General features: G+C 64.6%; 14 protein-coding genes and 1 pseudogene. 11 read left to right on the top strand and 4 right to left on the bottom strand.

What is annotated here, in order from left to right; genetic code table 11:
- Positions 1–65: 65 nt before the first annotated feature.
- Both ACLJOO_RS26475 and ACLJOO_RS26470 read right to left on the bottom strand, forming a co-directional pair.
- Positions 66–623, bottom strand: coding sequence for a hemerythrin domain-containing protein (locus tag ACLJOO_RS26475; protein ID WP_410790095.1), 558 nt, complete (start codon positions 621–623; stop codon positions 66–68).
- Positions 624–686: 63 nt separating this feature from the next.
- Positions 687–1,442, bottom strand: a complete 756-nt coding sequence (locus ACLJOO_RS26470; protein WP_410790094.1) for a GAF and ANTAR domain-containing protein — start codon at positions 1,440–1,442, stop codon at positions 687–689.
- Between the two features lie 229 nt (positions 1,443–1,671).
- On the opposite strand from ACLJOO_RS26470, the gene ACLJOO_RS26465 reads away from it, so the two are divergent.
- On the top strand, positions 1,672–1,881 hold the full coding sequence (locus ACLJOO_RS26465) for an ANTAR domain-containing protein (RefSeq protein WP_410790093.1): 210 nt from the start codon (positions 1,672–1,674) through the stop codon (positions 1,879–1,881).
- Between the two features lie 14 nt (positions 1,882–1,895).
- On the opposite strand, the gene ACLJOO_RS26460 is transcribed toward ACLJOO_RS26465, so the two are convergent.
- Positions 1,896–2,849, bottom strand: coding sequence for a TIGR03557 family F420-dependent LLM class oxidoreductase (locus tag ACLJOO_RS26460; RefSeq protein ID WP_410790092.1), 954 nt, complete (start codon positions 2,847–2,849; stop codon positions 1,896–1,898).
- A 183-nt stretch (positions 2,850–3,032) separates the two neighbouring features.
- Here ACLJOO_RS26460 and ACLJOO_RS26455 point away from each other — a divergent pair, with 183 nt between their 5' ends.
- The 3 genes from ACLJOO_RS26455 (at position 3,033) to ACLJOO_RS26445 (ending at position 5,198) form a co-directional block, all read left to right on the top strand.
- Entirely contained in the window at positions 3,033–3,365 is a 333-nt protein-coding gene (locus tag ACLJOO_RS26455; RefSeq protein ID WP_410790091.1) for a chorismate mutase, read from the top strand.
- Positions 3,366–3,484: 119 nt separating this feature from the next.
- Positions 3,485–4,483, top strand: a complete 999-nt coding sequence (locus tag ACLJOO_RS26450; RefSeq protein WP_410790090.1) for an RNA polymerase subunit sigma-70 — start codon at positions 3,485–3,487, stop codon at positions 4,481–4,483.
- A gap of 4 nt (positions 4,484–4,487) precedes the next feature.
- Positions 4,488–5,198 carry a DUF6069 family protein gene (locus tag ACLJOO_RS26445; protein ID WP_410790089.1) on the top strand — a complete coding sequence of 237 codons (711 nt, stop codon included), beginning with the start codon at positions 4,488–4,490 and terminating at the stop codon, positions 5,196–5,198.
- A 2-nt stretch (positions 5,199–5,200) separates the two neighbouring features.
- Here ACLJOO_RS26445 and ACLJOO_RS26440 read toward each other — a convergent pair whose 3' ends face one another.
- Positions 5,201–7,468, bottom strand: a complete 2,268-nt coding sequence (locus tag ACLJOO_RS26440) for a N,N-dimethylformamidase beta subunit family domain-containing protein (protein ID WP_410790088.1) — start codon at positions 7,466–7,468, stop codon at positions 5,201–5,203.
- Positions 7,469–7,836: 368 nt separating this feature from the next.
- On the opposite strand from ACLJOO_RS26440, the gene ACLJOO_RS26435 reads away from it, so the two are divergent.
- The 7 genes and pseudogenes from ACLJOO_RS26435 (at position 7,837) to ACLJOO_RS26405 (ending at position 22,744) form a co-directional block, all read left to right on the top strand.
- Complete coding sequence (locus ACLJOO_RS26435; RefSeq protein ID WP_410790087.1) at positions 7,837–16,890, top strand: DNRLRE domain-containing protein; 9,054 nt, start codon at positions 7,837–7,839, stop codon at positions 16,888–16,890.
- Positions 16,842–17,375 (top strand): hypothetical protein, encoded by a 534-nt coding sequence (locus tag ACLJOO_RS26430; protein WP_410790086.1) that lies wholly within the window; start codon positions 16,842–16,844, stop codon positions 17,373–17,375. The genes ACLJOO_RS26435 and ACLJOO_RS26430 overlap by 49 nt, the downstream gene beginning before the upstream one ends.
- A 729-nt stretch (positions 17,376–18,104) precedes the next feature.
- On the top strand, positions 18,105–20,114 hold the full coding sequence (locus ACLJOO_RS26425; RefSeq protein WP_410790922.1) for an RHS repeat-associated core domain-containing protein: 2,010 nt from the start codon (positions 18,105–18,107) through the stop codon (positions 20,112–20,114).
- Between the two features lie 12 nt (positions 20,115–20,126).
- Positions 20,127–20,645, top strand: coding sequence for a hypothetical protein (locus ACLJOO_RS26420; RefSeq protein WP_410790085.1), 519 nt, complete (start codon positions 20,127–20,129; stop codon positions 20,643–20,645).
- A gap of 174 nt (positions 20,646–20,819) precedes the next feature.
- Positions 20,820–21,086, top strand: a complete 267-nt coding sequence (locus tag ACLJOO_RS26415; RefSeq protein WP_410790084.1) for a hypothetical protein — start codon at positions 20,820–20,822, stop codon at positions 21,084–21,086.
- 387 nt (positions 21,087–21,473) lie between these two features.
- Positions 21,474–21,575: pseudogene (locus ACLJOO_RS26410) on the top strand (hypothetical protein); the annotation flags it as partial.
- Positions 21,576–22,036: 461 nt separating this feature from the next.
- Positions 22,037–22,744 carry a Hint domain-containing protein gene (locus tag ACLJOO_RS26405; RefSeq protein ID WP_410790083.1) on the top strand — a complete coding sequence of 236 codons (708 nt, stop codon included), beginning with the start codon at positions 22,037–22,039 and terminating at the stop codon, positions 22,742–22,744.
- The last annotated feature ends 9 nt before the right edge of the window (positions 22,745–22,753 follow it).

Here is a 22,753-nt window from a genome sequence, read left to right as displayed (position 1 = left end):
CCGATCCGCCGTCCATGCGGCACCCGAATCGACAAGTTGTTTCGCGATCGCCGTCGGGCTCCGGGTCAGCGCTCGGCCTCGTCCTGGAGCTTCTGCTGAAGTTCGTCCTTGGACAGACCTGAGGTGCCGGAGACGTCCGCGTTCGTGGCCTGCTGGGCGAGCTGATCGCGAGTCATGTCGCCGGGCTGTTCACCGAGGTGCTGCTTGCGGCTGGCGGCGAACGCCTCGCCGAGCTCGGTACGGCGTTCCTCCGACAGGTTGGATCGCATACCGGGCAGGACCTTGGTTTCCTCCTCCTCGACGTGATGCGAGACCGCGTCGACGAGATTCTGCAGGACTCTTTCGAAGTCGGGTGCGGCCGGATCGGTCTCCGCGAGCTTGGCCAGCAACTGATCGGCCTCGATGTGTTCTTGCTGGCTGTGCGAGACCTCCTCCTTCTCGCCGGCTTCGGATGCCGCGACCGGGTAGACCTCCGCCTCTTCGGCGCGGCTGTGCGCGGTCAGCAGCGTGGTCAGCACCGGCAGGAGATTCGGTCGCTTCTCCGGACTGCTCTTGAGCTCGTCGAAGAGGCGCTCGACCTCGCGATGGTCCTGCATGATCAGATCCACTACGTCACCGGGCATGTCCTTCATTCCTTCCGCTCGCCTGTCGTCATCGCGCCAGTACCCGCGGACATGCGCAGCAGATCAGAAGGGGAGTTTGCGGGTGCTGATCAGGTCCTGGGCCACGTCGCGGAGTTTGCGGTTGTTGTCCTGGGAGTAGCGCTTCAGTACCTCGAAGGCGCGGTCGCCGTCCAGGTCGTAGCGCTCCATCAGGATCCCCATCGCCTGACCGACGAGTTTGCGGGCGTCCACTGCGGCAGCCAGGTTCTCGACGTGGCGAGCGCTCCCGATGGCGACGGAGGCGTGCCGGGCCAGGATGTGCGCCACGGCCTCGTCGTCGGGCCCGAAGGCATCGACCTCGACGCTGTAGAGGCCGAGTACGCCGACCATGCCTTCGCCGGTGGTCAGCGGTACGTCGAGGACACTCCGCACGCCCAGTTCGAGGACGCGGCCGGCCCATTCGGTCCAGCGCTGATCGGTGGCGGTGTCGCGGACCAGCACCGTGGCATGCTGCCGCATCGACTCCACCAGCGGGCCTTTTCCACCGGTCATCTGGAAGTCGTAAATCGCTGCTACCACCGGATCGGTCGCCGCCGGAACCTCGAAACCGCGACCGCGGACCGACAGGGCGATTCCCGCGTGGGAGCAACTCAGCGCCTGCAGAGCGAACTCGACGACCGCCTGGACGGTCTCGTCCACACCGCCCGACTCGTGCAACTCGACAGACAGCTCGGCGAAACGCCGGGCGACCTCACCGCCCGCGACACCGGCGGTTGGCGCCTCCGGCTCTGGCGCATCCCCACTCGGCACGACGTCGCCGGCCCGATCCACACCGTCCATCCTCGCTCTCCTCTCAGCGCAAACCAGCCGCCTTTCGAAATTACCTCCTCAGGGCGACGGACGCATGCTCGTACGTCGCAAGAACTGAGGCCGGGTGGGCTGGTGATGTGCACGGAGTACGGACGCATCAGGTCACCGGGTGCATGCGGTGCGGCGTACAGGGCACCGGTTGTTCGTGGAGGTACCACCAGCAAGGTGGCACTACCCGTCTTCCGAGGTGGGATGACTGATGCCAGTGCCGGATCCAGCTCGAACCCTCGTCATTCGCGGGACGGTCGGCGACATCTCTTCCGTCGACATCGCCCAAGGAATCCTGATGGAGCGCTACGAGGTCGGCTCGCGGGCTGCCTTCGAGATCTTGCTCCGGCACGCGAACGACCGTCGGCTGCCCATGGTCGAGATCGCGCACTGGCTGATCGCCACTCGGCGTCTCCTCTGAGGAGGACGGCGAGCCTAGCGGAGTGCGGGGAGTACCTCGGTGCGGTAGAGGTTCATCATGTCCACGCTGTGCGGGCCGATGTTCGCGACGTACACCTCGTCGAATCCGGCCTCGGCGTACGGCGTGAACGCGTCGACGTGAACCTCCGCCTTCGAGCCGCACGCGACGGACTGCGCCGTGGACTCCTTGGTCACCAGTTGACTGGCCTGCTCGAAGTGCCGCGGTGAGGGGAGCACCTGGGCGAGCTCGCCGGGCAGACCCGAGTTGGCCCAGATCCGGTGTGCCTGCTCGACACCTTCCGCCTCGGTGGGCGCGTAGCTGACCTTGAATCCGGCCTGCGCCGGTTTCGACCCGCCACCGTTGTCCCGGAAACGCTGCAGTAGTTCGTGGTCAGGTGAGGTGGTGATGTAGCCGTCGGCGATCCGCGCCGCGACATCGGTTGCCTCCGGCCCGAATCCGGACATGTAGATCGGCAACGGTTCCTGCGGCCGGGTGTAGATCCGCGCGGTGTCGACGGTGTAGTGCTTGCCGTGGTGGCTGACGAACCCGTCCTCGGTCCACAGCCGCCGCATGATCTCGACCGCTTCCTCGAGCATCTCCAGCCGTACCTCGACCGTCGGCCAGACCGTACCGAGAATGTGCTCGTTCAACGCCTCACCGGTCCCGACACCGAGCGTGAACCGCCCGTTCAGCAGTACGGCGCTCGTCGCGGCCGCCTGCGCGATCACGGCTGGATGGGTCCGTACGGTCGGACAGGTGACCGCGGTCGTCACCGGCAGCTCGCACACCTGGGAGATCGCGCCGATCGTCGACCAGACGAACGCACTTTCACCCTGCTCGTCGTTCCAGGGATGGAAGTGGTCGCTGATCCAGAGCCCGTCGAACCCGGCCTCCTCGGCCATCCGGGCCTGCTCGATCAGCTCTGCGGGCGTGTACTCCTCGCTGGACAGGAAGTATCCGATCTTCATGTGTTCCCTCCGATCAGGCCAGCACTCCTTCGGGTGCCCGCTGCGGTGGCCTGCAATCGTCGACGTACTGCGCGCTTCGTCCAAAACCCGGTGAATCGGTCTGTTCCGGCCGTCTGCGATACCCGGATCCGACCTCACAGACAGCATGATCGCCCTCAGCATGGCCCGCCTATGCTGAACGGCATGACGACGAGCAACGCCGCACGGCAGCAGGAGATCGACCCGGTGGTCCGCGCCGAGTTGGACCGTCTTCGCGACAGCATCGACAACATCGACGCAGCTCTCGTTCACATCCTGGCCGAGCGCTTCAAGTACACGCAGCAGGTCGGGCAACTCAAGGCTGTGCACGCTCTGCCGCCGGGCGACCCGGCTCGCGAGGCCCGCCAGATCGCCCGGCTGCGCGGACTTGCCGAGACCGCCAAGCTCGACCCGGCCTTCGCCGAGAAGTTCCTCGGCTTCATCATCAGCGAGGTCATCCGCCACCACGAGCAGATCGCCGAAGACACGCGAAGCTGAGTCACCCTGACGACCGCGCTCATCCCGGACGCCTGAGCAATCCGGCTCTAGTGATGAGTTGTCGCGCCTGCACCCGTCATATATGCGACGGGGACAGGACGAGACGGAAGGATGACGTGATGAGTGCGGATACACGGCTGGAGGAGTTGGGCGTGAGCGGTTTGGGCGAGGTTGACGAGCCGGCGTTCACAGGGCTGGCGGAGCGGCACCGGCGGGAGTTGCACGTGCACTGCTACCGGATGCTCGGGTCGTTCGAGGACGCGGAGGACACCGTGCAGGAGACGTTCCTGCGTGCCTGGCGGCGCCGCGAGACCTTTCAGGGGCGGTCGACGTTCCGGGCGTGGCTGTACCGGATCGCCACCAACGCCTGCCTGGACCTGCTCGAAAAGGTCCGCCCGGAGCCCGCGACGGGCGGTGAGGTGCTGTGGCTGCAGCCCTACCCGGACCGGCTGCTCGACGAGCTGCCCGCGGGTCACGCGGACGAGCCGGAGACCCTCGCGGTCGCACGGGAGACGATCGAGCTCGCATACCTGGTCGCGGTCCAGCACCTCGCGCCGCGCCCGCGGGCTGTGCTGATCCTGCGAGACGTGCTCGGCTGGCCGGCGAAGGACGTCGCGGAGCTCCTCGGGGACTCCGTCAACTCCGTGAACAGCGCGCTGCAGCGGGCCCGCGCCGGCCTGCGGGAACACCTGCCCGCCGAGCGGCAGGACTGGACCGGCGGCGAGGAGGACGCCGGAACGCGCGAGCTGGTACGCCGCTACACCGACGCCAGCGTGGCCGCGAATATCCCGGCGCTCACCTCGATGGTGCGGGAAGATGTCCGGACCTCGATGCCGCCCACGCCGGGCCTGTACGTCGGCCGCGACACGGTGGTGAAGTACTGGATCGAGAGCGGGTTCGAGGGCATGACGGGCCTGCGCGCCGTACCCACCTCCGCGAACCGGCAGCCCGCCATCGCCTACTACCACTGGCGGCAGCAGGAGGACGCGTACCTGCCGCTGACGATCGACGTCCTGCGCATCACCGGCGGGGCGGTCACCGAGATCACCACGTTCCACGACGACCAGTTCCCGCGGTTCGGGCTACCGGAGCGCCTGCCGGCCGACAGCACCGACTAGTCCGGTGCGGACGCTCGCGCTGCGCGGCGGCGAGCGTGTCGCGGTCGTCGGAGCGGAGTGGTACGACGCGTTCGGCGTCGTCACCCGCGGGCGCGTGGAGCTGGAGCTGCGCGACGGCGAGCCCGGGCCGGTCCTCGGACGCGACGCCGGGTTCTGGCTCCGCGGCACCGGCGTCCGCGCCCTGCGCAACCCCGGCCGTCGTACGGCGAGGGTCTGCATCGTCACGCCAGATACCGAAGCATGGAGGAACGACATGAACAGCATGAATGACACCGGTGCCGTCGCGGGCCCGCCATCGAGCCGGAGCAGTCGCACGCACCGACTCCGCGGGTTCCTCGGCACCGGCTTGATCGCCACACTCGCGGCGATGGCGGCCACCACGCTGACCGCTGCGCTGGCCCGGGCCGCTGGGGTCGATTTCGAGGTCTCCGATAGCGGCGAGGCGATCCCGCTGTCGGGGATCGCGGTGGTGACCGGCTTCTTCTCGGCCGTGGGCTGCGTCATCGCCGTCGCTCTTCTTCGGTGGAGCGCTCACCCCGCCAAGCAATTCGTGCGGACGGCAGTGTCGCTGACCGCGATCTCGTTCGTCCCGCCCCTCCTCTCCGGGGCAAACACCGCTACCACCACCGCCCTCCTCGCACTACACCTCATCGCTGCGACGGTGATGGTCCCCACCCTGACGCGGGGCCTCCGCGCCAGGGTGGGTCCTACGTGAGCTCAGGGTTGGGTGTTGGTTTGCAGTGGGTGCTTCGGTACGGCGACGCGGATCTTCGCGGCTGTGGTTTCGGCTGGTACGGCGATGGTGCCGCGGGAGACCCACTCGGTGATGTTGCCGACGATCGTGGCGACTGTTTTCTGTGAGGCCGCGTCGGGGGCGGGGACTGTCCAGTTCGAGGGGCACCGTCCGACGAGGAAGCAGCCGTAGGCGAAGGTGGAGCCGTTCAGGACGCGGGCGCCCGACGGGGCGGTGTACGCGGTGACGTGCATGGGGGCGGCGCGGCCGTTCGAGCGGCACGCTCCGGTACCGGCGGCGAGCGTTGTCAGGCCCGGTTGCTTGTAGAGATCGGGCCAGACGTAGTCGACCTCGCCGGCGATGAATCCTGGCAGCGCCGTACCGTTGGGGACACCATCGAAGATCCATCCGCTGCCGGTCGTCAGCGTGTTGCCCATCACCGGGCAGATGTAGTCCGCGCCGAGCAGCGGCTGCGACGCGTAGGCGTCACCTTGGTAGCGCCACGTCGTCGAGTTGTAGCCGTCGGTGTAGCGGTCGATGTCCCAGGCCCGCCGCGTGTCGTCGGTGAAGGTGATCAACCGGTACGCCGTGTTCGCGCCGAGGTTGGCGACGTTGACACCGCGGGCGATCGCCTGGCTGAGCGCGGCCCTCATCCGCAGCGAGTAGTACTCGTCGTGTCCGGGCAGGAAGATCGTCGCGGCTCGGGTCGAGAGTTGACCGCCGTACTGGTCGAGGTCGTTGTTGGTCCAGTACGTGACGTCGAGTCCCTTCGACTCGGCCCAGAACACCAGTCCCTGTTCGAGTGTGAGGTACTGCCCGGAGCCCTGGCCTTCGTTGTACGGCCGGTCGAACGTCAGCCGGCCGGAGCCGCCGTCGACTCCGCCGGTGTAGAAGCCCGATCCGCCGTAGCTGTTGTACGCCTGCCAGGTCGCGGTCGCCTGCTGGATCATGAGGTCGTGCTTGGTGCCGGTGTCGTCGCGAACCGTCAGCGGCGCGTACGTCGCGGATGTGCCGTCACTGATCTTGATCAGGTACGTTCCCGGCGTCCAGTCCTTGTCCACGGCGATGCTGAGCGTCTTGGACCAGGCTGCCGCCGACGTCATCCGCAGCGGTTTGCCGTCGGCCGAGACACCGCCGGTGGTCGGCTGGTCCTGGAGCACAGTCGGTACGTCGTCCTGCCGCCAGATCTCTCGCGCGCCGAGTCCGGCGTAGTACCCCATCCGGTAGGCGACGACGCTGACCGGATTGCCTGAGGTGACCTTGAGGTCGACGGAGTCGCCGCAGCTGGCGGAGACCTGCGTCAGGTAGGCGGCGAGAGTGCCGTTCATGGTGGTTGGGATGACCCAGTCGCCGGTGCCCGGCTTGGCGTTCTCGGCGGTTGTTGTCGGCCACGTCTCGGGGCATCCGGCCGGCGGCGAGGCGAAGCCCGCGGCCGCGACGGCGGGCATCTCGGCGGGCGGTGCGATGAACGCGATGCTTCCGGCGCCGCTGCTCAGGACGGTGCCGGTTGGCGTGGTCGCGGAGACGGTGAGGCTCATCGTTCCGCCGTACCGGGAGAGCTGGACGCCGTTGACCGGGATGGCCAGGCGTGCGCCGATTGCGACATTGAGCGGTGACTTCGGTTTCCAGGTTGCGTAGCCGCCGCTGACGGCGAGCGTGCCGTTGATGGTGCTGTATGTGCCGGTGGCGCCGGTCGGCAACTGCATGCGTACGGCGCCTAGGGTGCCCGCGCTGGTGATCGTGGCCTGGTAGGTCAGATTCGTTGTCTGGGCGGGAATCGGGTTCGTCGCCTTGACCGCGACGGCGGCGGTGTAGGTCTTCAACGGCTGCAGTACGCCGGCGCCGGACGTGATCACCTGGCCCGCCGTACCGATCGACTTGAATCCCAGCGTCCACGGGCCGCCCGCGGGCAGCTTCAGGCCGTACAGCGGGATCGCGAGTCGTGCGCCGACGGCAACGTTCGTGACCCGGGTGGGTCGCCAGCGCAGCACGGTGCTCGTGACCGAGCTGACGGTGCCGTTGATCGACGTGACCCGGCCGGTGGTCCCGGCGGGGATCGCCATGGTGACCTCGCGGATCGCGCCGGCTTTGAGCACGGTCGCGCGGTACGTCAGCGTGGTCGTACCGTTCGACGCCTGCGTCGCCGTAATGCTGACACTGGCCGCGGCCGCGTCGGCCGCCCGGTCGATGAACACGATCGCCGCGGCCGCGACAACCAATGCGGCAGCCGAGGCAAGAAGCCTCCGAAACATGGGTTCCCCCCCAGGTCGTTTCAATGAATCCCCGGAGGGAGAGTACGAGATCAAACGCCGTTGCAGTGAAAATGTTGCCGATCAGTGACTGAATTGGCCTAGATCACAACGGTGGGTGCCCGTCCGGTCGCTGTGAGCTGATCACAGGGGGTGAAGGGCGGTTCCACAAGCCGGGACCCTACACGCTACTCGTCGGTCATGTAGGCCTTGCCAACGAGTTGCCGTTTGCCCTTGTTGCTAAGGGTTTCCTAAGTTTGCAACAAGCTGCAACGGGGTTGCGCCGGTGCGTGTTGGAAGGATAAAACTTTCCTGACTTTCGCCGGTGTCACTCGGGGTGCGCCGGATTCCGCCCCGATCTTGGAGTGTCGATGCGCCGCACCCGCAGGTTGCTGACGTATGCCCTCGTTCTGTCTCTTCCGGCGTCTCTGGGAGTACCCGCGACCGCCCTCGCGCATCCGCACCAGGTTGCGCAGGTCGCCGTACCGCAGGCGGCTCGTGCGGCTGCCGGTCCGTTGGCGCCGCCGTTGCCCGCGCGGGTGAAGAACGCGTCGACGGTGGCGGCTTCGACCGGGAGGCCGACGCGGGTGCGGGAGCTCGAGGAGCGGCGTACGGCGTCGTCGACTTCGTATCGCATGAGCGACGGAACAACGCAGGTCGAGTTGTCGACGGAACCGGTGCATTACAAGGACTCCAACGGCAAGTGGCAGAACGTCGACACCAAGGTCACGGCCGGCACCGGCGAGGACTCGTTCGAGAACGCGAAGAACTCCTTCCGGACGCGGTTCGGTAAATCGAGCGATCGTTTGCTGACGTTCGAGGCTGATGGGGAGTCGATCGGTCTTGGTGCGGCGGGTGACAAGCGCGCGTTGACGCCGGTGGTGAAGGACTCGTCGGTCGCGTTCCCGGACGTGTTTGGTACGGCGGACGTGCGGTACTACGTGTCGCGCACCGGCGTGAAGGAGACCGTCGTACTGACGGCGGCGGCGGATGTGGCGGGTGAGTACGCGTTCGAGCTGCACACCAGCGGGTTGACCGCGAAAGCGCAACCGGATGGGTCGATCGGGTTCTTCAAGAAGAACGATGGCGAGCGGCCGAAGTACGTGATCCCGGCGCCGAACATGTACGACTCCTCGACGGCGAACCAGCTGGGTCAGCCGGGGTACTCGGACAAGATCACCCAGACGGTCACTCAGCAGGGCGGCAAGACGCTGCTGACGCTGAAGCCGGATCACGCGTGGCTGGCGGCGAAGGAGCGCGTGTTCCCGATCGTCATCGACCCGACGATCGTCGTCGTACCGGACCCGGACGCCGCACAGGACACGTCCATCTCCGAGGCGAACGCGGGCACCAACTACGGCACGAACCCGACGATGCTGGTCGGCGACGACGCGAGCCACAACACGTGGCGTGGTCTGCTGAAGTTCGACACCTCGATGATCCCGACCACGACGACGATCCGGTCGGCTGATCTGAACCTGCATTACGGTGCGGGGTTCGGTGCGGACGTGAAGCTGCCGTTCGCGGCGGTGAAGGTCACCTCGGCCTGGTCGGAGGCGACGGCGACGTGGGCGTCGATGAATGCGGCGTGGAACGGGACGTACGCGACGAACACGGTGACGGTCGACGACCAGGACACGTTGTCGACGACGTACGAAGGGCCGTGGAAGTACCAGAGCAACGCAAGTGCGGTGAACGGTTCGTTCTCGTACGGGCTGACGGGTACTGCGCCGGACACCTTCACGTGGAATGCCCGGGTACCGAGCGAGGGCGATTATCAGGTACGAGGGTTTTACTTCCAGTCGTCGGTTCGCGGAAAGTTGCCGACAACACTTGTCGGAGCCACGCCCGACGGCCAGGTGACGACGCAGTCCACGACCTGGGATCAGACGGCCGGTGTCGCGGGGGGTGCGCAGTGGTACACCCTGGGCACCATTCATTCGCGTCCAGGCAACACGACGCAGGTCAAGGCCACTCGCGACCAGTCCGGGGTGGCCACCATCCCGGTCGCGGACGCGATGTCGTGGACGAAGTACTCGACGGCGACGAAGCAGGCCGGTGACCGCGACGGCTGGCACTCGTACGGGCTGGGCAGCTATGTGCAGTCGTGGGTGAACAGCCCGGCGTCGAACTTCGGGGTGATGCTGAAGGCTGTCGACGAGGTGCCGGCGACGGCGCCGGCCGGTGGTCTGTACTACAGCGCGAGCGAGGGGACGTACGGCGGCGAGACGGCTGCCCGGCCGAATCTGGTCATCACGTACGACGAACCCGGCGTCACGCTCAACCCGCCGTCGACGATCAACGCATCGGGTGCGGAGCTGTCCTGGAACAAGTACATCGACCCGACGCCGGCCGACGATGACGACCTGGTCGAGTACCAGATCTTCCGCGGCTGCCGCGCGCTGCCGGCGGACGGCTGCACCACGCCGGTGGGCGACTACTTCTCGACCACAGCCCCGGGCGCGCTCGAGCTGGTCGGGACCGTCGCACCGGACGTGACGTCGTTCACCGACGCGACCGCGAAGCCGTCCACGCTGGACGGGGCCCTTCCGGACCCTGCGACGTACAGCTATTGGGTTGTCGCGCGGATGGTGGGCGACGGTACGTCGAACGGCAAGGCCGCGTCGAACGTGCAGACGGTGACGATGCCGCGCGAGGGCCGCATCTTGCAGTCGTTCGGCGGCGACATCTCCGACACCACGTTGAGCAAGACGAAGGCGACAGAGAACGTGTCGCGTCCGGATGGCGGCACCGGGAATACGCGGTACTGGGTGCAGGTCGGCAACAACCACCCGACGTACGGCGTCGAGCGCGGGGTGTTCAAGTTCGACACCGCGGCGATCAAGCAGGGCACGAAGGTCACTGACGCGCGGGTGGAACTGTTCGCGAACTACGGCTCCGGGACCGGCAGCGCAACGCTTGACCTGCACGGTTTGACGCGGGACTTCGTCGAGACCGAGGCGACGTGGAACCAGGCGGCGTCGACGATCAACTGGACCGGCGCGGGTGGTGACTACGACCCGACGGTGCTGACCAGTCTGACGTCGGACAACAACCCGAAGCGGTTGACGTTCACGTCGTCGGCGCAAGGCAGCGTGCTGCTGCCGAAGATCCAGTCGTGGGTGGACAATCCGGGCAACAACCACGGCTTGCTCCTGAAGACGCACGACGAGACCGTGCAACAGCAGCTGTTCAGCATCACGAACGGCGAGTCCCCGGACACCTTGTTCCGTCCCCGCCTGTGGATCGAACACCTGGCCAAGAACGACGCGGAGACCTACCAGGCCGACGAGATGCCGGAGCGGTTCGTTCCGGGTACGACGATCACGACGCCGGTCACGGTGACGAACACGACGAACGGCACCTGGCAGAGCGGGTTGCAATTGTCGTACCGCTGGACGGAGCCGGGCAGCAGCACCGACATCACCGTGTCGGGTGACCGCAACTTCGTGCCGCTCGGCAAGGTGCTGGCCCCCGGTGAGTCGGTACGACTGAATCTGCCGATCAGGACACCGATCAATTCCGACACCGGCACGAAGCGGCTGGCCTACGACCTCTACCTGGATTTGTGGACGGGAACGGACTGGTACTCCAAGACTGTCCCGCCGTCGTCGAACACGACGCATCCATCCCAGGGCTGTGTGGTCGTCACGACTGGGTATCTGTGTGTGGATCGCTATGTCGAGGACCCGACGTCGGACGAGTTGGGTCTGGAGAAGTTCTTGTCCTACACCGGTGAGGAGACCGGTGGCGGATCGCAGTTGCTGACGAACCTGTACAACGGGAACGTCGTGTGGTCGTACGACGCGTTGTCGAACCCGTCGATCGGGCCGTCGGCGTTTGTCAGGCTGGCGTACAACAGCATGGAAAGCGTGCCTGACCCGGGCGCCGGATTCGGGTTCTCGGTGCAGCCGGCGACATTGACCAGGCTGGGCAGTCGACTGTCGGTTCCGAGTGGCAACAGTGTCAACAACCTGATGACGTTCATCGACGGTGACGGCACGACGCACACGTACAAACTCGCCACCGAGACGGCGAACCTGTTGACCTACACCCGCCCTGCTGGTGTGGGCCTTGATCTCACCCGTGATCTGACCGCGGATGCGGATCATCAGTGGGTCTTCTCCCGTCCGGATGGGACCCGGTTCTACTTCAACAAGGACTCCGGCCGGCAGACGTCGGTGGTGGATCGCAACGGCAACACGATGTCGTTCAGCTACGACGGCAGCGGGCGTTTGACGACGGTCACCGATGCTCGTAACCGGCAGGTTCTGACTCTTGGTTATGCCGCTGCGGGCCTGGTGTGGATTCGGGACCTGTCTGGTCGGGCGTTGAAGTTCAACTACAACAGCTCGCATCAGTTGACCAAGCTCGAGGACGGCGGTGCGTTCGACCCAGGTACGGCGACGTTCGGGGCAGGTGCGCCGGTGAAAGCGTTCCAGTTCGCCTACACCGACACGTCGAACAACGGCAACACGAAGCTGATCTCGATCAAGGATCCGCGCAACGCCGAGACCAAGGTCCAGTACTACACGTCGACGGAGACCTCGTCGTACGCGTTGTGGGCGAAGAGCTACACCGATCGCCGGAACAACAACACGACGTTCTCGTACGCGGACCCGGATCCGTCCGCGAAGGTCAAGGTGGCCACGGTCACCGACGTCAACGGTTCCACGCCGTCGGTCACGACGTACCAGATGGATGGCTACGGCCGCACCACCAGCATCCTCGACGCGAACCAGAACGCCACGGGAGGCACCAAGACAACCTTGCTGGGCTGGGACAGCGACCACAACGTGATCCGGTTGCAGGAACCCAATGACGCGGTGTCGACGTGGGAGTACGACCCGAAGACCGGCTACCCGCTTGTCGTGAAGGATGCGATGGCGGTCAAGAACGGTCTGCCGGGTGTGCTGCTGACCTACCAGACGCTGACCACCGGCGCGAAGCCGACGGTGCTGTTGTCGAAGAAGAGCGCCGCGGGCCGGACCGACACGTTCACGTATGACGCGAACGGCAACATCAAGACAGTCAAGAACGGCCTCGGCTTCGGGCCAACGTACAGCTATAACTCGAACGGGACGCTGGCGACGGTCACCGACGCGCGCGGCAACGCGACGCAGTACGGCGCCGACTCGAACTATCACGCCAGCGGCTACCCGTTGTCGATCACTGATCCGGAGCTGGCGAAGACCGACTTCACGTACGACGACCGCGGCAATGTGCTGCAGGTCAAGGATGCGTTGCTGCGGTTGACGACGGCGGAGTACGACGCGTTCGGTCGTCCGACGAAGATCACCAAGCCGTACGACGGGGCGGTGGTGCGAACCACGGTGACCGACTACGACCTCAACGACAACGTGACGAAGGAGACCGCGCCGAACGGTGCGCAGTCGGTGTCGACGTTCGATGCCGCGGACAACTTGTTGACCAAGACGCTGCCGGACAACAACACGACCGGCCGGCAGCTCGCCTACACCTACGACGTGCTGGGTCGCAAGATCACCGAGACCGCGCCGAAGGGCGTTGCGACCACGGCGGACGCGAACGATTTCGTCACGAAGTACAGCTATGACCGGATCGGTCAGGTGTTGACGGTCGAGACCCCGTTCGTTGACGGCGGGACGACGAAGACGCCGACGACGACGTACGAGTACGACCTGGTCGGAAATCAGGTGACGGTGATGGATCCGCTGCGGAACGCTTCTCCCGCGACGGACTACACATCGAAGACGGTCTACGACCTGAACCACCGGCCCACCGCCGTCACCGACGCGGCCGGCTACACCAGCAAGACGGTCTACGACGCCGACGGCCTAGTCACCTCTGAGATCAATCAGACCGGCAACACGAAGAGGACCGAGTACGACGAGGCCGGTCAGCCGATCGCGATCCATGTCCCGCACACCCCGATCGGTGCCCATCAGGAGGACCGGGTCACGACGCTGGCCTACGACCAGGCCGGCAACGTGACTCGTCAGACCCGGCCCAGCGGCCGGTACTCCGAGACGGTGTACGACAAGAACAACCGGCCGGTGCAGAACAAGTCCGCGTTCGACACGGCGACCACCTTGTACAAGACGCCGTCGAGCACGTTCATCCAGTACTTCCCGACCGGCGAGATCAAGGCCCAATCTGAGCCCACGTTCGGCAGTTCTGGGTCGCAGTGGACCAACTTCACCTACTTCGGCTCCGGTGACATCAAGACGTCGACGGATCCGTGGCAGATCACCGCGACGTACGGCTACAACCAGCTCGGTCAGCAGACTGACCGGACGCTGACGGTGCCGGGTGACGATGCGAAGCGGACGCAGGCCTGGGGTTACTACCCCGACGGTGCGTTGCAGTCCCGCTCCGACACGGCTGCGCAGCAGCCGGTCGACATCGTCGACAACGCCGACACCTGGCAGACCACCTCGACGGGTACCTGGGCGACGGTTGCCGGCGGCACCAACACCCAGGGTGCCAACTACCGCACGCACGCGGCTGCGGCTGTTGGTACGCCGGAGGCCAGCGACACCTTCAACTGGCGGGTGCTGCCCGACGTTGCGGGTTCGTTCGACGTCTACGCCTCCTGTCCGGTCAATGCAGGCGCTACCACCGCGGCGACGTACACGATCAACCATTCGACTGGTGCTGCCACGAAGACGGTTGATCAGAAGGCGTGTACGGCGGCGACGCCGTGGGTGAACCTCGGCAACTACTCGTTCCCGAACGGTGTCGCGAAGACGATCACGCTGAAGCCGTCCGCTACAGGTGTGGTGGTCGCGGACGCGATCAAACTGGTCTCGACCAGCCCCGTCGAGTCCCGCTCGTTCACCTACACCTACGACCTGAACGGCCAGCAGACCGAGGTCAAGGACAACAACCCCAACGCGGCAACCGACACCTTCAAGATCACCACCGACGGCCTCGCCCGCACTATCCAGGTCCAGGAGTTGAAGGCCGGTGCGGAAAAGGCGAAGACCGACTACACCTACGACCTCGACTCCAACGTCTTGTCGACGAATGCCCAGCGTGGGGCGGACGCGAACACGGTGGGTGTGACGCGGTACACCGGGTACACGTGGGATGTCCGCAACCTGGTCGACACCGTCAAAGCCGGCGCCACTCCCACGGGGACGTTGGACACCTGGAGCTATACCTATGACGGGCGCGGCCTGCGTTCGACGATCGCGAAGCCGAACGGCAACCTGGCGACGTTCACGTATCACGAGGATGGTCTGTCGAGGATCCAGACAGAGAAGACCAGTGGCGGAAAGCTGGTCTCGTCGCATTCGCTGCGCTACACCCCTGATGGTGACCGTTCGCAGGATGTCGAGAAGCTTCTGAAGGCGAACTCGTCGGATTATCTGGATCAGGCGTCGACCTACGCCTACACGCCGGCTCGTCAGCTGGAGGCGGTGGTGAAGTCCGGTGTGGAGAAGGGCGACAACGAGTCTTACGAGTACGACGCGGCCGGCAACGCCACCAAGCAGACGATCGGTGCGACGACGTCGACGATGACGTATGACCGCAACCGCTTGACCAAAACGGTCACCGGTGGCACGACCCTGAACCAGCGCTACGACCCGTTCGGCCGTGCGACGTCGTCGGATGTCGGCACGCAGGTGGTGGAGCAGAACGCCTACGACGGCTACGACCGCTTGGTCCGCCAGCAAAAGTTCGACACCGCCGGTACTCCGACGTTCACCCGCAACCAGACCTACGACCCCTTCGACCGGGTGGTGAACCAGTCCGAGAAGGTCGGCGCCGCGGCGTCGATCTCCACCCGCTACACGTTCGTCGGTCTCGCGAACCAGGTTGCGGCCGAGGAGGAGAAAGACACCGCGGGCACCTGGAAGGTCTCGAAGTCCTACGCCTACGGCGCGTCCGGCGAGAACCTTTCCCTGGTCGACACCCCGGTCAACACCACGACATCGAAGAAGTCGTTCTATGGCACGAACCCGCATGGCGACACCGAAACGCTGACTGACGCGACCACCGGCCAGACAACGTCGACGTACCGCTACACCGCCTACGGCCAGCCCGACAAGAAGGGCACGACAGGCGACGACGAGATCAAAGACGACGCGGCCCTGGACGCCGACATCGTCAACCCCTACCGGTTCAACTCGGGTCGCTTCGACGGTGCGACCGGCACCTACGACATGGGGTTCCGCGAGTACAACCCCGGCCTCAACCGGTTCCTCACGCGCGACATGTTCGACGGCGCCCTCACCGACCTCGGACTCGGCACCGATCCGTGGAACGCGAACCGGTACATGTTCGGCGGCGGCAACCCCATCACCCGCGTCGAGTACGGCGGTCACCTCAACGACACCGGGTCCGAGGGCGGCGGCGGGACGATTGTCGGGCCTGTGCTGGAACGGTGCCCGGACTGTCAGTTGAAGATTCTCGGTAATGGCGCTTGGACATTCGAGGGGGACGCGAGCGGAGACATCGTCGATACCGCGAAGCCTTTGCTGCACCTGACTCTTGACGCAGCTGGATCGGTCCCTGTCGTCGGTGAGGCGGCGGACGGCGCCAACTGCGCCTGGTACGCCCACGACGGTGAGACCGGCAACGCGATCGCCAGCTGCGCCGCGATGATCCCAATCGCCGGCACGCTATCCACGGTCGGCAAGTGGTTCGGCAAGGGCGCCAAACTCACCGACGAAGCTGTGGCAGGTGAGAAGGCCGCCGCCGATGCCTGCAGGGCGAACAGCTTCACCGGCGACACCCGGGTCCTGCTGGCCGACGGGACGAGCAAACCGATCAAGGATGTCGTACTGGGTGACGAGGTCTTGGCCACGGACCCGATCAGTGGTGCGACCGAGGCAAAGAAGGTCACCGACCTGATCCGGCACTCCGGACCCCACACCATGGTGGCGGTACGACTGTCCGACGGCACCACGATCAATGCGACAAACCATCACCCGTTCTGGGTCGTGAGCCAGGCGGTGTGGAGCTACGCGATCGACCTACGGCCCGGCGATACCCTGCGCACCGCCGACGGCGGCATCATGACGGTCTCATCCGTCGCGACCAGCACAGCCGACCTGACTGCCTTCAACCTCACAGTCGATGGCATCCACAGTTACTATGTGCTCGCGGGAGAAACGCCGGTCTTGGTGCATAATTGTTCGGGCCTGGACGTGAGCTTTGGTCAGGTCCAGAATCGGATCGCCACCCACGTGCTCCCGCTGCATGGTGCTGGAACGTCGACTACAGGGACGAAGTTCGCGGACAATTTGACTGAGGATGATCTTTTCGCTGGTCTCCTGGAACGTCTTCACCAGTCCAACCAAACCGGACTCGTGAACGAGACGGGTAACCATCAACACATCATCAACTGGCCGGGGGCGGGCTCAGCCGGCGAGGGACGGGTCGAGGTGTGGATGACCCCATCGGGAGAATTGGGGGGAATGTGGCCGATAAAATAAGCGACATTGAGGTCGGGTTTCGCATCACGAATCACCCGTTCCTTGGGTACAAGAAAGAGGATCGGATCGACCTGGAGCAGGCTTGGAGCTCTGATATCTTGCAAGGCGCCTTTATGGGTGATGTAATCTTCCGCCTTCCGGGCGGTGATTTCTCAACCATCGAGCGAGACAGCGGCTGGCGAGGGCTGGTCGAATGGTGCCTGACGCTAGACGCCGCGGTTCGCAGTATCACTGCCGGCGAGGTTGAGCATCGCATATCAGAGCCGGACTCCAATGAATACATCCGGATCCGCCGTGACCGGACGGATTTGGTCTTCTCCTGGACGCAGTCGAGCGACGTGGCGCGGATTGGCGTCGGGGCCTTTCTGCAGGCCGCGACAGACTTCATTCGCCGAAGCGTGGCATGGATCGGCGACGAGTACCCGGCTGCAAAGAGGAACAGGCAGGCTTTGTACATCTGGGAACGGCTCAATACCTATCTGTGATGCGGCTTGGGCGTGCCTCCTAAAGATCGGCGGGATGGGCGGGGGTTGTTGACGTAATGTCGCGTTTTGCGGTCTCGACCGATGCGCAGTGGGCGAGGTGCCGAAGACCTCACGGCCGACAACCTCGCCGTCAACGACCTCCACACGTACTACGTGCTCGCGGGGCGAAACTCCAGTCCTCGGTCACAATTCGACCTGCCCCACTCTGGACTTGGATTTTGCTTCTCGGTCGGGTCGGATGTTGGACCCCAAGGATAAAGGCCGTGCGTTTGGGTTGGCCGGCAATGCACTTGCAAAGCATGCAGGGCGCAATACGACACCGGACAGTGGCCCATCCCTTCGGGGAAGCAGAATCCGGTGGCGTGGAATAAGCTCGGCCGAGACATGCTGACGACATCTTGACTCAATGCCACGTAGCTTGAAGTTGAGTTGTCAGGCAGCTCGCGGGATGTGGAGTCTGATGGTGGCTGGCAGGCTCGCTGGCTGTCTCGACGCGGTAGTTGTTGTGGCGGGCGCGTTTGACGGCGCGGTGGCGCCGTGCGGGGTTGAGTTGCGGGTGATGTCGGCCAGGACGGTGGGAGGGACCTCGGCCCAGCGGTGAGGGCGAGCAGCACGAGTTCACCGGTGCCGTTCCCGTCGCGGTCAGGGACGTCGTACTCGATCACCCGGACCAGGTGCGCTTGATCGGGGTCGAGGCCAGCACCGTCGTCGCCGTTTGCGGCGGCGGTGATGATCCGGTGCCGCGCGGCGCCGCGCACCGCTGGGTCGACCGTCAAGGCCGGCGCCACTCCAACAGGCGCGCTGGACACGTGGAGCTATACCTATGACGGGCGTGGCCTGCGTTCGACGATCACGAAGCCGAACGGGAACCTGGCGACGTTCACGTATCACGAGGATGGTCTGTCGAGGATCCAGACAGAGAAGACCAGTGGCGGAAAGCTGGTCTCGTCGCATTCGCTGCGCTACACCCCTGATGGTGACCGTTCGCAGGATGTCGAGAAGCTTCTGAAGGCGAACTCGTCGGACTATCTGGACCAGGCGTCGACCTACACCTACACCCCGGCTCGTCAGCTCGAGGCGGTGGTGAAGTCCGGTGTGGAGAAGGGCGACAACGAGTCCTACGAGTACGACGCGGCCGGCAACGCCACCAAGCAGACGATCGGTGCGACGACGTCGACGATGACCTACGACCGCAACCGCTTGACCAAAACGGTCACCGGTGGCACGACCCTGAACCAGCGCTACGACCCGTTCGGCCGTGCGACGTCGTCGGATGTCGGCACGCAGGTGGTGGAGCAGAACGCCTACGACGGCTACGACCGCTTGGTCCGCCAGCAAAAGTTCGACACCGCCGGTACTCCGACGTTCACCCGCAACCAGACCTACGACCCCTTCGACCGGGTGGTGAACCAGTCCGAGAAGGTCGGCGCCGCGGCGTCGATCTCCACCCGCTACACGTTCGTCGGCCTGGCCAATCAGGTAGCGATCGAGGAGCAGAAAGACACCGCGGGCACCTGGAAGGTCTCGAAGTCCTACGCCTACGGCGCGTCCGGCGAGAACCTTTCCCTGGTCGACTCTCCGGTCAACGGCAGCACATCGAAGAAGTCGTTCTACGGCACCAACCCCCACGGCGACGTAGAAACCCTCACCGACGCATCAACAGGCACCACGACGTCGACGTACCGCTACACCGCCTACGGCCAAGCCGACAAGACCGGCACAACAGGCGACGACGCGATCATCGACAACGACCCAGCCAAGAACGCCGACATCGTCAACCCCTACCGCTTCAACAGCAAACGTTTCGACGGCGCGACCGGCACCTACGACATGGGGTTCCGCGAATACAACCCCGGCCTGAACCGGTTCCTGACGCGTGACATGTACGACGGCGCGCTCGAGGACATGGCCCTCGGTGCGGATCCGTGGAATGCGAACCGGTACATGTTCGCTGGCGGAAACCCGGTGACCGGTGTGGAGAGCGATGGCCATTGCGCCTTCGACCCCGAAACCGAGTCAGCTTGCGGCAGGCCGGTGACGCGCATCCTCGGAAGCGGATCAACGCCGCCGCCGGTTACGGAGACGAAGCCGACCGAGCCGTCGACCGTCCAGAAGGTTTCAAGCTATTTCGCTCCAGGCCAGTTCGGCAAGAACGTGACCGACGACCTCGTCGTCGAGCCGGTCCAGGAAACCTACGAGGCCTGCAAGGCCGCCATTCAAATGCAGGACTACCAGACCAACTGGCGAGCGTGCCAGACGGGGATCGCACTGACAGGCCTGGGCTTCACAGGCGGAGGCAAGGCCCTCGGAATCGGCGTCCGAACCGCAGAAGGCCTCGCAGCCGCAGAGGCCGAGAGCGCATCGATGCGGATTCTTCTTGCCGGTCGCGGAACGGTATGGGATGGCGTTAAGGCCACGCAGCCCAATTATGTCGGAAGTCAGCTTCCGCGATCATTTGAACTTGTGGCGGGAGATACGAAGGTTTGGGTGCATGGAAATGCGACAGAACATATTGCTGAATATCTCTCTGGAATGGCTCAACGTGGTGCGACTCGTGCGCAGGTCGACTTGGCCACTCAAGTGCAACTGGGGAGCTTGCAGGCGGCTGTAGGTGAGGCGGGAGTCGGCGGGCTTCCAGTCGGCAAGATAGTTACGGTTGGCGGTTGGGAGTTGAAGTTCGGCGCCGCGCAAGGCTCGGGACAGCTTCCTGTCTTGTATCATGCGTTGTACAAGGGATGATTGGGGCGCCGTGTGATTTTCGTAGTTGATTCAATGAGTTGCGAAGCCGTTGTTGTGGAGAGTGATTCATGGATACCCTTGAAAATCACCTGGGAGCCACGACCGACGGGGAGGCCGCTGTATCTTAGGATCTCTGGTTCTTATGGCGGAGAGGTTGAGATAAAGATCGATCCGCTGACCGGAATGCTGGTGCAGGTGATCGTTCTTGAGGCTCCTCCTGTGCTCGGAGAAGGAATTCGTGTGCCTCCTAGCGTCCTGGTCGAAACGTCGGTGCCGGTTGTCGATCGATCCCTTTGGGGATGGGAGGAGGGCCAGGAAGGCATAGCGCCCGATCGCTCGGTTGTCGCGATCGTTGAAAGCCTGCGTCTTGTGCGGGCAGGTGATCGGGTCGGTCTTGTGTTCTCGGATCAAGAACCTGTGCGCTACGTTTGCTGTCGAGACGTCATTGTCGCAATTTCTACTGATGGCAGACTGGTTGAGATTTCGGCGGCTCTCCAGTCCGATATCGTGAATTCATCTGTGTCTACGTAGAATCAGTGTGGCGCATCGGTCACGTGCTGAAGCGGTGGGCAGGCACTCAAAGACGAATCCACAGGACGGTAGGACGCGGACGGTGGAGTGATCTTCGTCCAGAAGGGCGAGTACTCAATGAGAGGGTGCTCGGCCCGTTGCACAGACTTCCTTGGAAGGTTGAGGTAAGCAGCGATGGATGTTCGTGTGGAAGGCGAAATCGTCGAAGTGGCCATGACGCCCGACGAGGCGCAACGGCTCTGCTTCGCAGTCCAAGAGGGATATGTGGGCATATCTCGAGCCGAATACTTCATCCGTACGGGCCTTTCAAAGCCAGCGATAGAGACGCTGGTTCATGCAATGAGCGCCGTGGTGGACAAGCGTTCGGGCGAAGTCACGCTCGCGTTGGAGCCCGGGATCGAGGAGATCGAGAATCCACGCCGGCCAAGGCCGTCATCATGAGCCCTAGCGGTGCTGCTGGCACCTCCATGGCGATCCTTACGGCTCGGCCGAGGCCTGTCCACTGGAGCAAGCTCGGCAACTATTCGTTCCTCAACGGTGTCGCGAAGACGATCACGTTGAAGCCGCCGCGACGAGGATGGTGAGCGTGATGAGGACCAATAGGTCGTGATCTCTCGGTCGATGTCAGATTTGCTCGGCTTCATTGCTTCGGAGGCTCAACGGGAGAGCTTGTCGTCTCGTCCGTTCAGCCGAGTGGTCAACCAGTGCTAGCCCACCGGCATAGGCGACTTACGTCGGTACTTCGCAGACTCGCCAAGTCCCGCGGTCTGCACCAATAGGGACCGCTTCAACGGGAGCCGTTTCGACGGCGCGACCGGCACGTATGACATGGGGTTCCGCGAGTACAACCCCGGCCTGAACCGGTTCCTGTCCCGCGACATGTTCGACGGCGCGCTGCAGGACCTCGGCCTGGGCACGGATCCGTGGAATGCGAACCGCTACATGTTCGGTGGCGGCAACCCCATCAGTCGCGTCGAGAACGGCGGTCACCTGAATGACACCGGATCCGAGGGTGGCGGAGGTGTCATCGGTGCGGCATTGGAGATCTGTGGTCCTGACTGCCATGTGGAGGCGACGTCGAGCGGTGTGAACGTTGTCGGCGCAAAGCCTGACTCCATGAACACCGCGATCGACAACTTCCTGGTCGGCATGGCGAGCGGCGGCATCGACATGCTCCAGAACGCCGCGGCCGGTCCAGCCGCCCCGCTGCTGGCGCTGACGGGGAACAGTGCCAGCAACACGTTCGACCAAGTGGTTGGGGCCAGGGGGCCGAGACTGACTCGTTCGCATATAAAGCCGGCAAGGTGGTTGGCATCCCCATCCCGGGGGGCGGTGCCGGCCGTGGCGGCGCCAGAGCCGCAGAAGCTGGCGCTAGTACGGTGGCGTCCCGTGTGGCTGGCAAACTGCTTGGGTCGGCCTGCAGCTTCAGTGGCGACACCTTGGTGGAGATGGGTGATGGCTCGCGCAAGGACATCGCCGACGTCAAGGTCGGCGACGAGGTCCTCGCAACTGATCCTCAGACTGGCGAGCGCGGGGCCCGTAAGGTCACGCACCTGTGGGTCCACTCCGACACCTTGCTCGATCTGCTGGTCGAACGCGGCGTCCTCACAACCACCGAAGACCACCCGTTCTGGAACGTCACCGACCGCGAGTACCAGCGCGCGGACCAGCTCGATCCGGGCGACGAGCTCCTCAGCCCGACCGGCGCATTGGTCCGGGTCATCGGCATCAGAGCAGGTTCTCAACATGTCACAACGGCGTACAACCTCACCGTCGACGGCATCCACACGTACTACGTCATCGCCGGCGCAACACCGGTACTCGTCCACAACACCTGCGGCTCGGCGCTAGGCTCAGGAAAGGCATATTCTGTTGCTTATGAGACAGTGCTGTCGAGCATCATGTTTCCTGGACGGTCGCGAGGAGCACACTTCCAGGCGGCGAATCGAGATCTTCTTGCGGCCATCGACAGCGACTCCCAATTCGCGACGCTGATGAACAACCTCATTCCTGGAGTTCGTGACAAACCTCGCAGGTCCACGAGGAGGTATCTCTCGGCAGTCACCTTCGGCCCTTTGGACTTGGCATCATGCAACTGAGGAAGGAGT

The organism is Kribbella sp. C-35 (assembly GCF_046549195.1).
In the GTDB taxonomy this organism is placed as follows: domain Bacteria; phylum Actinomycetota; class Actinomycetes; order Propionibacteriales; family Kribbellaceae; genus Kribbella.
Note: the sequence above shows the minus strand (reverse complement) of the source record. Positions and strands in the feature narration are given on the sequence as shown.

Excerpts from the sequence above, each read along its gene's own strand:
- ACLJOO_RS26415 (WP_410790084.1), top strand. The coding sequence starts at position 20,820 with ATGGATGTTCGTGTGGAAGGCGAAATCGTCGAAGTGGCCATGACGCCC.
- ACLJOO_RS26450 (WP_410790090.1), top strand. The coding sequence starts at position 3,485 with ATGAGTGCGGATACACGGCTGGAGGAGTTGGGCGTGAGCGGTTTGGGC.
- ACLJOO_RS26465 (WP_410790093.1), top strand. The coding sequence starts at position 1,672 with ATGCCAGTGCCGGATCCAGCTCGAACCCTCGTCATTCGCGGGACGGTC.
- ACLJOO_RS26475 (WP_410790095.1), bottom strand. The coding sequence starts at position 623 with ATGCCCGGTGACGTAGTGGATCTGATCATGCAGGACCATCGCGAGGTC.
- ACLJOO_RS26455 (WP_410790091.1), top strand. The coding sequence starts at position 3,033 with ATGACGACGAGCAACGCCGCACGGCAGCAGGAGATCGACCCGGTGGTC.
- ACLJOO_RS26470 (WP_410790094.1), bottom strand. The coding sequence starts at position 1,442 with ATGGACGGTGTGGATCGGGCCGGCGACGTCGTGCCGAGTGGGGATGCG.
- ACLJOO_RS26425 (WP_410790922.1), top strand. The coding sequence starts at position 18,105 with ATGATCCGGTGCCGCGCGGCGCCGCGCACCGCTGGGTCGACCGTCAAG.
- ACLJOO_RS26440 (WP_410790088.1), bottom strand. The coding sequence starts at position 7,468 with ATGTTTCGGAGGCTTCTTGCCTCGGCTGCCGCATTGGTTGTCGCGGCC.
- ACLJOO_RS26435 (WP_410790087.1), top strand. The coding sequence starts at position 7,837 with ATGCGCCGCACCCGCAGGTTGCTGACGTATGCCCTCGTTCTGTCTCTT.
- ACLJOO_RS26460 (WP_410790092.1), bottom strand. The coding sequence starts at position 2,849 with ATGAAGATCGGATACTTCCTGTCCAGCGAGGAGTACACGCCCGCAGAG.